This is a genomic window from Methanoculleus sp., assembly GCF_035363275.1.
In the GTDB taxonomy this organism is placed as follows: Archaea; Halobacteriota; Methanomicrobia; order Methanomicrobiales; family Methanoculleaceae; genus Methanoculleus.
The window spans coordinates 41,889-55,305 of sequence record NZ_DAOSET010000010.1 but is presented as its reverse complement, the minus strand read 5'-3'; the positions used below and the strand labels follow the sequence as shown (position 1 = coordinate 55,305).

The 13,417-nt window shown below is 61.9% G+C and carries 14 protein-coding genes; 5 read left to right on the top strand and 9 right to left on the bottom strand.

What is annotated here, in order from left to right; genetic code table 11:
- The first annotated feature begins 7 nt into the window (after positions 1-7).
- The gene (locus PLN84_RS03505) at positions 8-2,155 is read left to right on the top strand and encodes a PKD domain-containing protein (protein WP_348531905.1); all 2,148 of its coding nucleotides are present in this window, start codon (positions 8-10) and stop codon (positions 2,153-2,155) included.
- 225 nt (positions 2,156-2,380) lie between these two features.
- Here PLN84_RS03505 and rpl12p read toward each other — a convergent pair whose 3' ends face one another.
- From rpl12p to PLN84_RS03485, 4 genes are read right to left on the bottom strand one after another with little or no spacing between them, the layout of a single operon-like run.
- Positions 2,381-2,701, bottom strand: a complete 321-nt coding sequence (rpl12p, locus tag PLN84_RS03500; RefSeq protein WP_348531904.1) for a 50S ribosomal protein P1 — start codon at positions 2,699-2,701, stop codon at positions 2,381-2,383.
- A 32-nt stretch (positions 2,702-2,733) separates the two neighbouring features.
- Positions 2,734-3,759: a 50S ribosomal protein L10 gene (locus PLN84_RS03495; protein WP_292382942.1), complete on the bottom strand. Its 1,026-nt coding sequence runs from the start codon at positions 3,757-3,759 to the stop codon at positions 2,734-2,736.
- Positions 3,759-4,400, bottom strand: a complete 642-nt coding sequence (locus PLN84_RS03490; RefSeq protein WP_292382944.1) for a 50S ribosomal protein L1 — start codon at positions 4,398-4,400, stop codon at positions 3,759-3,761. The genes PLN84_RS03495 and PLN84_RS03490 overlap by 1 nt, the downstream gene beginning before the upstream one ends.
- Before the next feature lie 51 nt (positions 4,401-4,451).
- On the bottom strand, positions 4,452-4,928 hold the full coding sequence (locus PLN84_RS03485; RefSeq protein WP_292382946.1) for a 50S ribosomal protein L11: 477 nt from the start codon (positions 4,926-4,928) through the stop codon (positions 4,452-4,454).
- A 260-nt stretch (positions 4,929-5,188) separates the two neighbouring features.
- Between PLN84_RS03485 and PLN84_RS03480 the strand changes: the two genes are divergently transcribed.
- Positions 5,189-6,376: a transposase gene (locus PLN84_RS03480; RefSeq protein WP_292382948.1), complete on the top strand. Its 1,188-nt coding sequence runs from the start codon at positions 5,189-5,191 to the stop codon at positions 6,374-6,376.
- A 136-nt stretch (positions 6,377-6,512) separates the two neighbouring features.
- Here the strand turns inward: PLN84_RS03480 and PLN84_RS03475 are convergent, their stop codons facing one another.
- The 4 genes from PLN84_RS03475 to PLN84_RS03460 are packed head-to-tail and all read right to left on the bottom strand — an operon-like array spanning position 6,513 to position 9,615.
- Positions 6,513-6,986, bottom strand: coding sequence for a transcription elongation factor Spt5 (locus PLN84_RS03475; protein WP_292382949.1), 474 nt, complete (start codon positions 6,984-6,986; stop codon positions 6,513-6,515).
- Positions 6,987-6,991: 5 nt separating this feature from the next.
- Positions 6,992-7,201, bottom strand: coding sequence for a protein translocase SEC61 complex subunit gamma (locus tag PLN84_RS03470; RefSeq protein WP_292382950.1), 210 nt, complete (start codon positions 7,199-7,201; stop codon positions 6,992-6,994).
- A 6-nt stretch (positions 7,202-7,207) separates the two neighbouring features.
- Positions 7,208-8,305 (bottom strand): cell division protein FtsZ, encoded by a 1,098-nt coding sequence (gene ftsZ / locus PLN84_RS03465; RefSeq protein WP_292382952.1) that lies wholly within the window; start codon positions 8,303-8,305, stop codon positions 7,208-7,210.
- Positions 8,302-9,615 (bottom strand): D-aminoacyl-tRNA deacylase, encoded by a 1,314-nt coding sequence (locus tag PLN84_RS03460; RefSeq protein WP_292382953.1) that lies wholly within the window; start codon positions 9,613-9,615, stop codon positions 8,302-8,304. The genes ftsZ and PLN84_RS03460 overlap by 4 nt, the downstream gene beginning before the upstream one ends.
- 94 nt (positions 9,616-9,709) lie before the next feature.
- Here PLN84_RS03460 and PLN84_RS03455 point away from each other — a divergent pair, with 94 nt between their 5' ends.
- From PLN84_RS03455 to PLN84_RS03445, 3 genes are read left to right on the top strand one after another with little or no spacing between them, the layout of a single operon-like run.
- A complete protein-coding gene (locus PLN84_RS03455; protein ID WP_292382955.1) occupies positions 9,710-9,892 on the top strand; it encodes a hypothetical protein in 183 nt (60 codons plus the stop codon).
- Positions 9,889-11,091: a gephyrin-like molybdotransferase Glp gene (gene glp, locus PLN84_RS03450; RefSeq protein WP_292382957.1), complete on the top strand. Its 1,203-nt coding sequence runs from the start codon at positions 9,889-9,891 to the stop codon at positions 11,089-11,091. Before PLN84_RS03455 ends, glp begins: the two co-directional genes overlap by 4 nt.
- The gene (locus PLN84_RS03445; RefSeq protein ID WP_292382959.1) at positions 11,085-12,995 is read left to right on the top strand and encodes a molybdopterin biosynthesis protein; all 1,911 of its coding nucleotides are present in this window, start codon (positions 11,085-11,087) and stop codon (positions 12,993-12,995) included. Before glp ends, PLN84_RS03445 begins: the two co-directional genes overlap by 7 nt.
- Here PLN84_RS03445 and PLN84_RS03440 read toward each other — a convergent pair.
- The gene (locus PLN84_RS03440; RefSeq protein ID WP_292382961.1) at positions 12,922-13,404 is read right to left on the bottom strand and encodes a TIGR00725 family protein; all 483 of its coding nucleotides are present in this window, start codon (positions 13,402-13,404) and stop codon (positions 12,922-12,924) included. The genes PLN84_RS03445 and PLN84_RS03440 overlap by 74 nt on opposite strands.
- Positions 13,405-13,417: the final 13 nt, after the last annotated feature.

The window sequence follows — 13,417 nt, the reverse complement described above, 5'->3', positions numbered from 1 at the left end:
AAACCTCATGAACCTGTCAATACCTGTGGTCAACGATAACCCGTCGACATTTACCACCAGGTATGTCGAGATCGACGATTCGTGGGAGTACCGGTGGGACACTCAATATGTGCGTGGCGGACTTCTTGAAGAGGAGACGTACACCATCTACGCTGTCTCCGCTCCCCGGGACGAAGCCCATCTCTCCGATGCCGTGTACGCCACGACCACAATCCGGTTCCAGCCCCCCACCATCACCGCCACAGCCTCCAGCGCCACCATCGCCCCGGGCGACGAGCTCTGGATCAACGGGACCGCAACCGGCAACCCGTCCAGTGTGCAGCTCTGGATCTTCGGCCCGGACTACTACGGCCGTTATGATGGAGCGCTGGAGACACAATTCTGGAGCGTTGAAGCCGACGGCACCTTCGAGGGCGTCCTACATACCGATATGCTGCAGGAGGGGCAGTACTATTTGGTTGTCCAGCACCCGGTGGATTACGACTTCGGGGTCATGGCCGACCCCGCCAACGGAGTGATCTACGGAGAAGGCATCGGTAACGTGACACTCACCGACCTGCAGGCCTCCGACGCCGTAACTGCGCTCATCAACGCCCTCGACTCGCCGGGTGTCGATGATATCTATGCCACGCTGAACTTCGAAGTCACTGACTCGGGCCCACGGGCGAACTTCACCGCCAATGTCACCGCCGGTATCGCCCCGCTCACCGTGCAGTTCACCGACACTTCGACCGGTGATCCGGCCTCCTGGCGCTGGACCTTCGGCGACGGCAACACCTCGACCGAGCAGGACCCGGTCCATACCTACACTTCTCCCGGCAACTATTCCGTTGCACTCACGGTATCGAACGGCAACGCAAACGACACGGTAACAAAAGAGCACTACATCCAGGTGCAGCAGCCGCTCCCCCGCGCCGAACTCATCTTCAACGTCAACTACAACAGGGGCACGGCGAACGACACCATCGCAAGCGGCGCAGCTCCCTGCCAGTTGGGGTATTACATGAGTGCGGTCAATCCCCCGGGCAACCAGGAGAACATCCTCGGCAACCTCTCGTTTGTCCTCGATGCGCCGGAGATTATCAGCACCGAGCCCGCTACGGAGATCGACGGGACACGGGTGACCTGGACCTTCCCCCCGTCAACCGAGATTGGCCCTGGTATGACGCTCTCGACCGCGGCAACGACGTCGGTCTTTGCACCTCGGACTTCCAGCGTAACGCTGGAGCGATCCTGCAACCGGACAACGTTCACCGAAAGTGGCATCCAGCAGGTCACCCTGAAGATGACCTTCGATACCGTCGACGACCTCGACAACCTCTGGGGCAGGTTAGAATGCGCCGGGACCGACGATGTCGGGGCCGCGATCGTCCCGGCCACGATCTCGACCGACCTGCCTCTCCTCGGGCTTAGCGATGAGAACACAAGAATCCAGTTTACGATCGACCGATCCGCGATTGAAACCGGCCGGCAGTATACCCTCTCCTGTGCAGTGGAAGTCAACCCCCTCCGGACGGTAATCTATGCCCCGGCCTGTACGGTCTGGGAGGTCAAGAACTCGGCGTCGGCGGTTGCGCCCGCGGGAACCGCAGTGACCCTTCCTGCGGAGCTCCTCCCGGATAACGTCAGCAGTGTCGCATTCTCCTCGGCGACCCCCTGCGAGTGGTCATGCACCCAGAACGACCACGTCATCACCAGCCTCCGTCAGCGGGCTGTCCCGGTATCGATACCGGCGGCGAACTTCACCGCGAACGTCACCGCCGGCACGGTACCATTCACGGTTCAGTTCACTGACCTCTCCACCGGCGACCCGACCACCTGGCTCTGGGACTTCGGCGACGGCAACTCCTCGACGGAGCAGCACCCGGTCCATACCTACAGAACACCGGGCACCTACACCGTGAACCTCACGGTCAGCACCGCGGACGGCTCGGACACGCTCTCCCGGCCCGATTACATCGCCGTCACACGCCTCAAAGGTGACTTCAAAGGAGACGGCAAAGTGGACATCGGCGACGTCGCCTTTGTCGCGCATATGGTCGTCGGGAAGGCCGCGGCCGACCCCGCCGCCGACTTCAATGAGAACGGCGCGGTCGATATCGGGGATGCGGCAAAGATCGCCTACTACTTCGTCGAGAAGATCCCGGCGCTGTGAGACGGCCGGAAAGAAAGAATAGAATCCCTTATCCGGGGGAGCGTTGCACCTCCCCCGTTCTCCCACTCCAGGTCTCAAACCGCTCCGGTCACAGTTACCCATACATCCCGCCGGCCCGAATAGTGGCAGGAAAGAGAGATACAACTCATGGCGTGGCCTACCGGAGAAGGTTCCGGAAGAATTATGTTGTAACGGCTACCGGCAAACCGCCGGCAAAAAAAAGATTTAGCCGAAGAGGGCACCGAGACCGGCCATGCCGCTCTCTTCTTCCTCTTCCTTCTTGGACTCTTCCTCGGCCTCTTCCTCGGCTGCGGGCGCGGCGGCCGCTGCAGGGGCAGCGGCTGCGGCGGGTGCAGCGGCGACGGGCGCGACGGCGGCCTTGCTGATGGCCTCCTCGATGTTCACGTCCTCGAGTGCGGCGACGAGCGCCTTCACGCGGGCATCCTGGGCCTCGACACCGGCCGCGTTCAGGACAGCAGTCACATTCTCTTCAGTTACATCCTTGCCTGCGTTGTGCAGGAGCAGTGCAGCGTAGATATACTCCATAGTTCATTCACCTTTGATTGTCTGATAAAGTATTAGCCGAAGAGGGCACCGAGACCGGCCATGCCGCTCTCTTCCTCCTCTTCCTTCTTCTCCTCTTCCGTCTCTTCTTCCTCGGGCTTTGCCTCGGCTGCCGCCGGGGCTGCAACGGGGGCTGCAGCAGTTGCGGCTGAGGCAGCCTTCAGGGTCGCCTCATCGAGTTCGAACCCGTGGCCCTGCGCCGCGAGCGCGACGACCAGCATCTCCCGCTGTGCCCGTCCGATGATCAGGTCGACGACACCCTTCTCGTAGATGGCCGCCTCGACGCCCACGTTCCGGGCTTCGCGAACCGCCCTGCCGATGATCGCGCTGATCGTCAGCGGGGTCGGGATGACGGCGTTGACCGAGAGGTTGAACGCCTGCTGGGCAGCAAGCACGAGGTTGTTCGCGTAGGCCTCTTCATCGATAGCGAGGAGGTCCGGCGTGAAGATGGTGCTCCTGTAGTATGCGGCCTGCAGGACGAGACCAACGTCCATCGGCTTGATACCGAGTTTCACGAGCGCGTCGGCAACCTTCTTGTTGATGACCTCGCCCTTCTTCACGACGGTCTTCGTCTCACGGATCTTGACCTTTCCGCCCTCGATGGCTGCGGGAATGCCCACCTGCTGGAGCTCGCCCACGATGGGGCCTGGCTTGAAGGTGGTCGGACCCTTGGGGACGACGATATCCTCGGGAGCCGTCTCGCCGGGCTTCGCCGCCATCTTGGTCTTCGTCTTCTCCAGCAGCTTGAAGAGTTTGAACGGATTCTCGTTCGTGAAGATCAGGGCACTCTGGCCCTCGGCGTGATCCTTCAGACCGCCGACGTTGCCGCCGAGTTCGGTGAGGGCGTGCTCGATCAGCGTGTTCCGGGCCATTTTCACCCTCGCCGTTCCGCGGAGGTTCCTCCGGATGTGCTGGACCTGCGAGGCGGGAATGCCGTACATGTCCACAACGCCGACGAGCGTGTGCTCCTCGACACCACGCTTGATCTCGTCTACCTCTTCCTTCTTCCACCTGGGCAGGTGGTGCGTATAGAGTGCCATCAGATCACCCTCACTGCCGGCCCCATGGTCGTCTTCACGTAGACCGAGTGGATGTTCAGTGCCCCGCTCTCGAGAACCGACTCGACCCTCCGGAGGACCGCATCGATATTCTCAGCGATCTCCGCGGGATCCATCCCGGCCGAGCCGACCTTCGCGTGGAAGACCTTCTTGTCCTTCGTCCGGATCTTGACGGAACTCCTCAGACGCTGGACGATGGGCCGGATATCCATTCCCTGCGGAACCGGCATAGGCATTCGGCCGCGGGGGCCGAGCCTGACACCGAGATACCGGCCGACGAGAGGCATCATTGCCGTCTCGGCAAGGAAGAACTGGTACTCTTCCGCCACCTTACGCGCTTCCCGGGGTTCTCCCCCGAGCCGCTCAATCTCCTCAGGTCCGATGATAAGGTCCACGTCGACCTCTTTTGCCTGCGTGGTGATGTCGCCCTTCCCGAGAACCGCGATCCTGACGTTGTCAAAACCGTTCGGAAGGAGAATCGTCTCATCGATACGATTCTTGGGCTGGGACATATCGATATTCCTGAGGTTGACGGTGATATCCACGCTCTCCTTGAACTTCCGTTCCGGAGCCTTTGAGAGGGCCGTCGTCACGGCCTGCTGTATATTGGTTTTATCAACCATCCTTTGCCTCCATAGTACACGACCTCATGATCTTCTATGGTTGTCTGACATCTATGCGACGAGTACGCCGTCGTATGCTCCGTCGTTGATGGCCCGGATCATCTCGCGGGGTTTCATACCCTCGACGGTGACACCGACACTCACGCACGTTCCCACGACCTCTTTGACCGCGGATTTCAGGTCGTACGAGAGCATCCCATCAAACTTCATACGGGCAATACGGACAGCGGCCTCCAGCGGCAGATCTCCCGCCACCAAAGCACCCGGCTCTGCAGACCCCTTCGTGATACCGGCCTCTTTCATGACGAGCGCCGTCGTGGGCGGAATGCCCACATCAATCGTGAAGTTTCGCTTATCGTCGACCGTGACCGTCACCGGCACTTGCATGCCGTTGAAATCGGCCGTCTTCTTATTGATCTCGTCGACGACTGCCTTCACGTTGATACCAAGAGGTCCAAGAGCAGGCCCGAGAGGCGGGCCTGCTGTTGCCTTGCCACCGGGTACCAATACCTCGACCGTTTCTGCCATACAAATTCTCCAGCTTATTCCTCAGGGGAATAGTTGCCTGGGTTATCTAAGGTCAGCGTAAGAGAATTTAACCCTTGTGGAGGTGAAGGGGCGGAGCGAGAAGTCCCCGGTCGAGAGATCGGGGATGACACGGCACAACCCGCGGGGTTGTGCCTGACAGGAATATGCGAAGCATCTTCCGTGAAGCGGAGCCGTCCTTCTTCACTTTCACCCTGCACGGATCAAGTATATCTTATTTCAGATGAACTATCCTGTTGTCTATGCTCATTTCCTACAAGTATCGAGCGTATCCAGATGCAATCACCGAGGTGCGGCTCAACGCAGCTCTCGATACCTGTAGATGGCTCTATAACAAACTCCTTGAAGAGTGTAATACCGCACGGGAGACCGGGATCACTCCGACGATGCGAGGAATGCAGGCGCGGATCGTCACGCTGAAAGAGGAGAATCCAACCCTGAAAAGCGTGTATTCAAAAACACTCCAGATGGTGAACTATACCCTCTGGAGCAACATCCCCGCGCTCTCACAGACGAAGAAGAGAGGATGCAAAATCGGCAAACTCAGGTTCAAAAGTGCAGTCCGGTACCGGACGCTCAATTACAACCAGTCCGGGTTCAAGATTGACCGGGAACAGAGCAGGATTACATTCTCGAAGATTGGAACAATCCCCTTCAACATGCACCGGCCCTACTCGGGCAACGTGAAGGGTATTCTGATCACCCGTTCTGGAGAGCGGTGGCATGTGATTATTCAGGCAGAGCAGACAGTGTCTGCATCGAAGCGTGAAGGGCGTTCAGTCGGCATCGACGTCGGGTTGGATTCGTTTGCAGTCGATAGTGACGGTGCAGTGATTGAGAATCCCCGGTTCTATGAGCACTCACTTGACCGGATCAAGAAGTTACACCAGAGTATTGCCCGGAAGAAGCGATCTTCGCAGAATTGGAAGAAGGCGAAATGCAGGCTGGAGAAGGTCTATGAGCATATCACGAACCAGAAGAACGATTTCCTGCACAAACTCTCCCGTCAGTACACTGACACCTATGCGACGATTTGCGTCGAAGACCTGAATATCAAGTATCTTAAAGAGAACGGCAAATCTCGCGGGCTCCGTAGAAGTATCCACAGTGCGTCATGGGGACGATTCTTTTCGTATCTTTCGTACAAGGCTGAAAGTGCTGGTACGAACTTCATTCAGATCGATCCCCGGGATACAACGCAGCTGTGCGCGAACTGTGGGAGTATCGTGAAAAAGACGCTTTCCGAGAGAGTCCACGATTGTCCGTACTGTGGGTTCATTGCCGATCGAGACTATAATGCTGCGGTGAATATTCACCGCATGGGGATGGAACAGCCCTTTGAGCCTGTAGAGCCGATACCGCTACATCACATCGCTGTGATGCAAGTATTGGCCATGAAGCAGGAAGCCCCGCCCGAGAGCGCGGGGTAGTTCACATATAGTGCAGGGCGGTTCCTTTCCAGCGCCGGGCCCCTCCCGCACGATCGGGCGCGCCCGATCGAGAAGAGTCGGATCAACAGCGGGGCAACGACCCCAATCAGGAGAAAAAAAGTGGAGTGATGACGTTTCAGTTCATGTCTTCCGACCGCTCCACGACGCGAACGGAATCGCCGCGAACGGTGATCGGGATAGGAACCATGCTCTCGTAGAGTTCGACCGTGATCTCTTCCTTCCCGGTATCGATACGCTTGACGACCGCTTTTTCGCCCTTGAAGGGGCCGGCGATGATCTCGACGATGGTGCCCTCGGTGATGCCGCTGACCACCGGTTTCGGCACCAGGAAATGCTCGACCTCCGAGAGAGCGGTCGAGCCCTGCACCACCGCGCGCGCGTGGGGAATCAACTCGACCAGCTGTTCGATCCTGGCGATGGAGTCGGGACTCTCCACGAGGACGTAGCCTTTCAGTTCCTCGGGGACCATGACGGCCATCACGTGGATGTCTTTCTGCTCGCGGGTCACCTTCTCAATATTGTCGGCAACCGTCCGCTCCTGCTTTGCGGTCGTCTTTATTGCATATACCCTGTTTACGCTGTCAGCCATATCCATCATTTAGGCAACATTAACATAATCTCGTAGATAACAAAGCCGACAAGACCGATGAGCAGGATCCCGGCAGCCGCCACGATAGCGATCTTGGAGAACTCGTCCCGGGTCGGGGTCCGTGCCAGTTTCAGCACACGCCAGTACTTTTTGAAGAGTTCCTCTTCGATCTTGAACGATTTTACGTCCTCAAACTTCTCTTTATAATCCATCATACCGGCTCACTTCAGGAAGTCGATCTCAAACTGTTTCATCATGCGCGGCATACTCTTTTCGTTTCTCCCATATATTTGTGGTGACCGCACACCGGTGACGACGAGCAGCGTCCGCATCTTGCCCTGCATCTCGGGGTCGACCTGAGCACCCCAGATGATCCGGGCGTCGGGATCGATGCGGTCGTAGACCTCCTGGATGACGGCCTCAGCCTCAAACATGGTCATATCGGGTCCGCCGACCACGTTGACGAGCGCCGCGGTCGCCCCGGAGATATCTACGTCGAGCAGTGGGGAGCGCAGCGCTTTCTTGACCGAGTCGGCGGCTTTATCTTCACTGTCGCTCTCACCCATCCCGATCATCGCAACGCCTCCCCGTTCCATGACGGTCCGGACATCGGCGAAGTCAAGGTTGACGAGCCCGGGCATCGTGATGAGCTCGGTGATGCCTTTGACCGCCCGCATCAGCACCTCGTCGGAGACCTTGAAGGCTGCATGGAGCGGGAGACGGGGAACGACCTCGAGCAGGCGGTCGTTGGGGACGACGATGACGGTATCCGCCACCTCGCGGAGCCTCTCGAGGCCGGCCTCGGCGTTCTGCCCGCGGATGGCGCCTTCGGCAGTGAACGGCAGGGTGACCACGGCGATGGTCAGCGCGCCCTCCTCGCGGGCGGACTTTGCAACTACGGGTGCGGAGCCGGTGCCGGTGCCGCCCCCAAGCCCGGTGGTGATGAAGACCATATCGCACCCCTCGACGGACCGCTTGATGTCGTCCTCGTTCTCGAGGGCCGCTTCCTCGCCGACCTGGGGGATCGAGCCCGCGCCAAGGCCGCGGGTCCTCTGCCTTCCGATCAGGATACGGGTCTCTGCCCGTGTCCGGATAAGGTGCTGGGCATCGGTGTTGATGGCGATCAGCCGCGCCCCATTGATGCCTTCCTCCGCCATCCTGGTGATCGTGTTCGAACCGCCGCCCCCGCATCCGACGACCGCGATCTCGGTCCGGAGTTCCATAAGGATATCTTCAAGATCCTTGTCGACCTCTACGGGTTCAGCAAAGCGCTGCTCTTCTCGTGCCCGTGAAAGTGCCTCTTCTACGATAGATTTCATATGTACCTCTCCAATCCCGGGATATGTATCCGCTTTGCGCTGGTTGTCTGCACTGCATCGGGTGTTATCTTCCGTCCCTCGATCTCGACCGCTTTCCCACCGGCAAGCATGCCGAAGAGCGGTCCTTTCGGGACCCCGAGCATGCGCGCCTTCTCGGGGTCGAACCGCACCTTCCGGAGGACGAGGTGATCACCGTCGATAACAGCATTTTCACAGATAAGTAAGAGTTTTACACACAGGGTAGTTATATCTCTTGCGAGTTGGGAGGACATCTCCTCGAAGGTGATGAACGTCGGTACAACCTCGGTCGATCCTTTTGAGAGATGGGCTACCGGTAATTTGTCGAGTGCGGCAAGGAACCCGACTTTGTCGATTTTTACGGTTTCTTCGACCAGATCGGGAGAGACCCGGACCGCAACGGGGGTCCCTCCCCCTGCAAGATCGTGGATATGGACGCGTGACCCCGGAGCGATCTCCCCGACGAGGGACCTGACCCTGAGGTAGCTCGCCCATGCAAGACCCGCGGCCTCCAGGATCTCCGATTCGGTGAGGAGAAGAACCCCGGCATCGTCGAGCATCCGCTCGATCCGTCTGACCTCGCTGGTGGCAAGTGACTTCTGGTCGATGTGGGCGGCCACGGCAGAGCTCGCCTCCTGCATCTGCAAGATGAGACCGGGGTTGACGGCGCGGATCTGCCGGGCCGGGACGATGTGGCCGAAGGCGCCCCGTGAGGAGAGAGCGATCTCAGTCTGCCGCACGGCGTAATGGGTTCCGCCAAAGCCGATAAGATTGATCGTCTCCTCCGGCGCCGCGGAGAGGATGCTCTCTGCCACCGCTCTCCCGGCGGCCGGGTCGGCCCACTCAGTGGCGGTGGACCCGATCTCGACGAAGAGCGACGGGGTCCTGAGCGCCGTCGGGCCGTGGTGGGTCACCTCGTAGGAGACCCGGTAGCCCTCCGGGGCCCGGGCGGCAAGGTTCCTCAGGACGGCATGCATCCACGCGGGGGCTGCCGGCGCAAGCGTCTCCGGCTCCCCGCCGAGGTCGGCGGTCTCATAATTGCCGGTCACGTGCACGGTCAGGGCGGGCATTGGCTGCGCGCTCGCGTGCCGGGAGATGAAGATGATCAGGTCGGCGTCGACCTCTTCGTCGATCCGGTCCTGGTAGATCAGTCTTCCCCCGACCTCGCAAAACGTCAGCGTATGCCGGTTCGCAAGCGGCCACTCCCCGCCCTCCGCGAGCAGGATCTCAAGGTGGTGCCTGATATTCACTCCCGCAACATCCTCTCTTGAATTGATCAGCGCGATCCGCATCGGTATCTATCTTAGACGGGCGGCACGCTAAATGGTAGTGCCGATCAGCCTGACAGTAAATCCTATCTGCCTGCAAGCGAACCATGTTGGTACTATGGACAGAGAGAAGATACGGAAAGCATTTGAAGCGTACGGCATAACGGACGAGATCACCTGCCCGCAGGCGTTCGAGATCTCGGAGAAATACGACATTCCGAAGATGGATATCGCCCGGTACTGCAACCAGCGCGAGCCCAGGCTGAAGATCCGGGGTTGCCAGCTGGGCTGCTTCAAATGAGCCTCTTCCTCGAAGTCGTTTCGGTCAGCGAGGCCGTGGAGGCGGTCCGGAGGATCGCGCCACCGCCCGGGTATGAGGAGGTCCCGCTCGAGGACGCCCTGCACCGGGTTCTCGCGAGGGACGTTGCTGCCGATATCGATATCCCCGGGTTTGACCGGTCGACGGTCGACGGCTACGCAGTCGCCGCGGCCGAGACCACCGGTGCCTCCGAGGCCATCCCGGCGATGCTCCAGTGCCAGGGCCGGGTCGGGATGGGAAGCGTAGATGCGGGGGCGATCTCCCCGGGATCGTGCCGATACGTCCCCACCGGCGGCGCTCTCCCCGGGGGCACTGACGCGGCGGTGATGATCGAGCATGCCGAGCAGATCGGCGACGAGATCCTGGTGCACCGCCCGGTAGCGCCCGGCGAGAACGTGGTCTTTCGGGGCGAGGACTTCAAGGCAGGGGAGATGGCCCTCGCACGTGGTCGCATCCTTTCACCCCGGGATATCGGCGTCGCCGCGGCGGTCGGCTCCGACCGGGTGAGTGTGGTGAAGCGCCCCAAAATCGGGATCATATCGACAGGAAACGAGCTCGTCCCCGTCGTCGAGACCCCGGGGCCGGGCGAAGTGCGGGACGCGAACTCCTACCTTGCCGGGGCTTTCGTGACGGAACGAGGCTGCCACCCGGTCTACTTCGGGATCGTCAGGGACGATCGTACGGTGCTGAGGGGGGCGGTCGCTTCGGCGCTCGATCAATGCGACGCGGTCCTGGTATCGGGGGGGTCCTCCAAGGACGAGCGGGACAACACCGCCGCGGTCATCGCGGAACTCGGCGAGGTGCTGGTCCACGGGATCGCCCTCGCACCCGGAAAACCCACCATCATCGGGACGGCCCGGGGCAAACCGGTCATCGGTCTCCCCGGTCACCCGGCCTCGGCCTATGTCGTGCTCGTCGCCATAGTTGACCACCTGCTCGCGGCGATGCTTGATACTGCCGTCTCCCGGCGGACCGTCCGCGCACGGCTGAAGCAGAATGTTCCCTCCGCCCGCGGGCGGGAGGACTACGTCCGGGTCAGCCTCAGGAACGGGGAGGCGACGCCGGTCTTCGGGAAGTCGGGGCTCCTCAACACCCTGGTGCAGAGCGAGGGGCTAGTACGGGTCCCGGCATCGAGCGAAGGGCTCGAGGTCGGCGAGAAGGTGGAGGTGATCCTGTGGTGAAGCGCTACCTCTCGGTCATATCGCTCGCTGAGGCGCGAGCGCTCGTGGAGCGCTCGTTTGCGGCGGTCCCGGGGGTCGTCCGGGTCCCGGTGACCTCCGGAGCGGTCGGGAGGATAACCGCCGCGCCCATATTCGCCCGGTTCTCGGTCCCCGCCATCCACCTCTCGGCGATGGACGGGATCGCGGCGAGAAGCGCCGATACCCACGGGGCGAGCGAGCAGCACCCGGTGACCCTCCCGGAAGCGGCACGGGTCAACACGGGGAACATTGTCCCGCCCGGCTACGATGCGGTGGTGATGATCGAGGACGTCTGGGTCGAGTCGAAGTCTGACGACTTCTCCCGCTCCGCTCCCACGGAACGTCACGACGGCGAGACCTACACCGTCCGAAAGCCGGTCAGCCCCTGGCAGCACATCCGCCCGGTCGGCGAGGATATTGGAGAATCGGAGATGATTCTCCCCTCACACCACCGGATCCGGCCCCAGGACGTGGGAGCGCTCGCAAACTACGGGGTGACGGAGGTCGCGGTCGAAAACGTCCGGGCCGGCCTGATCCCCACCGGGAGCGAGCTGGTGCCGGCGGGTGAGATGCCGCCGCCCGGGAAGGTCGTAGAGAGCAACACCCTGATGGCCGCGGCGGTCCTCACGGAGGCGGGCGTGGAGGCGCATCGCTACCCAATCGTCCCGGACGACTACGACCTGATCCGGGAGGCCGTCCGGCGCGGCGTCGCCGAGAACGATATCCTGCTCGTCTCGGCCGGGTCGTCCGCCGGGACCCGCGACTACACCGCAGAGATCGTCCGGGACCTCGGCGAAGTGCTGGCGCACGGGGTCGCCATCAAGCCCGGAAAGCCGGTGATCATCGGCCGGATCGACGGGAAGCCGGTGATCGGGCTTCCCGGCTATCCTCTTGCGGCGGCGACCGTGCTCCGGGAGATCGTCCTGCCGCTCGTCGCCCGCTACGGTCTCCCCACCCGGGAGGGGGAGCGCGTCGAGGCCCGGCTGACCACGACCCTCCAGTCGGATATCGGGACCGACGAGTTCGTCCTCCTCTCGGTGGGAAATATCGGCGACCGCTGGGTGGCGGTGCCCCAGTCACGGGGCGCGGGTATCCAGATGAGCGCAGTCCGGGCGAACGGCTACCTCCAGATCCCATCGCAGAAGGAGGGCGCCGAGGCAGGAGAGACCGTTAACGTCCGGCTCACTGTCCCCTGCGCGGAGGCTGAGGAAGCGGTGCTCATCACCGGCAGCCACGACCCGGCCCTCGACTACCTGGCCGACCAGGTCCGGCCGCGCGGCGTCGACCTCCACTCCACCCACCTCGGGAGCATGGGCGGGGTGATCGCGCTCAAAAAGCAGGAGTGTCACGCGGCCCCGATGCACCTCCTCGCCCCCGACGGCACCTACAACACCCATTACCTTGAGCGCTACATGCCCGGCGCGGACCTCGCCCTCCTCTGTGTGGCGGAACGGCAGCAGGGGGTCATCTCCCGCGACGGGCTCGGGTTCGACGACCTGCCCGGGCGGACGTTCATCAACCGGCAGAAGGGGTCGGGGACCAGGATCCTTCTCGACCACTGCCTCGCGAAGCGCGGCATCGACGCAACATCCATCCCCGGCTACGAGCGCGAGGCGACGACCCACCTTGCAGTGGCCCTTGCCGTCCGGACCGGGGAGGTGGACGCGGGCATGGGAGTCTACAGTGCCGCAAAGGCGCTCGATCTTTCCTTCGTCCCGGTGGCGACGGAGCGCTACGAGCTCGTGATGCACCGTGCGATGCTCGACGACCCCCGGATCGCGGCCCTGGTAGAGACCGTCTCTTCGGAGGCGTTCAAGCAGATCCTCCGGGACCTCGGTGGCTACGAGACGGGCGAGACCGGCGTCCTGCGCGGACTGCGAGGCTGACCGCCTCCTCGGGCCCGGCGCAGGCCCGCACCCCTTCTATCTCCCAGGTCAGGAGGCCGAAGACCGGTTTTTCGGTCTTGAGGGCAACGGCGATCTCCGAGAGCGTGCCGTACCCGCCCCCAACGGCGATCACCGCGTCCGCCGAGTTGACGAGGACGACGTTCCTCGCGTGACCCATGCCGGTCCGGATCACCACGTCGAGGTAGGGGTTCCCCTCTCCGGTGTCCGGCAGGATGCCCACAGTCGTCCCGCCGGCCTCTTTTGCGCCCCTGCAGGCGGCCTCCATCACCCCGCCGAGGCCGCCGCAGCAGACGATCACGCGATTCCGGGCGATGAGACGGCCAACGGCCTCCGCTGTTGCGTATTCTTCGCTGGAGCAGTCCCCCCTCCCGATGACGGCGATCTGCATGGAGGAGAAGTCG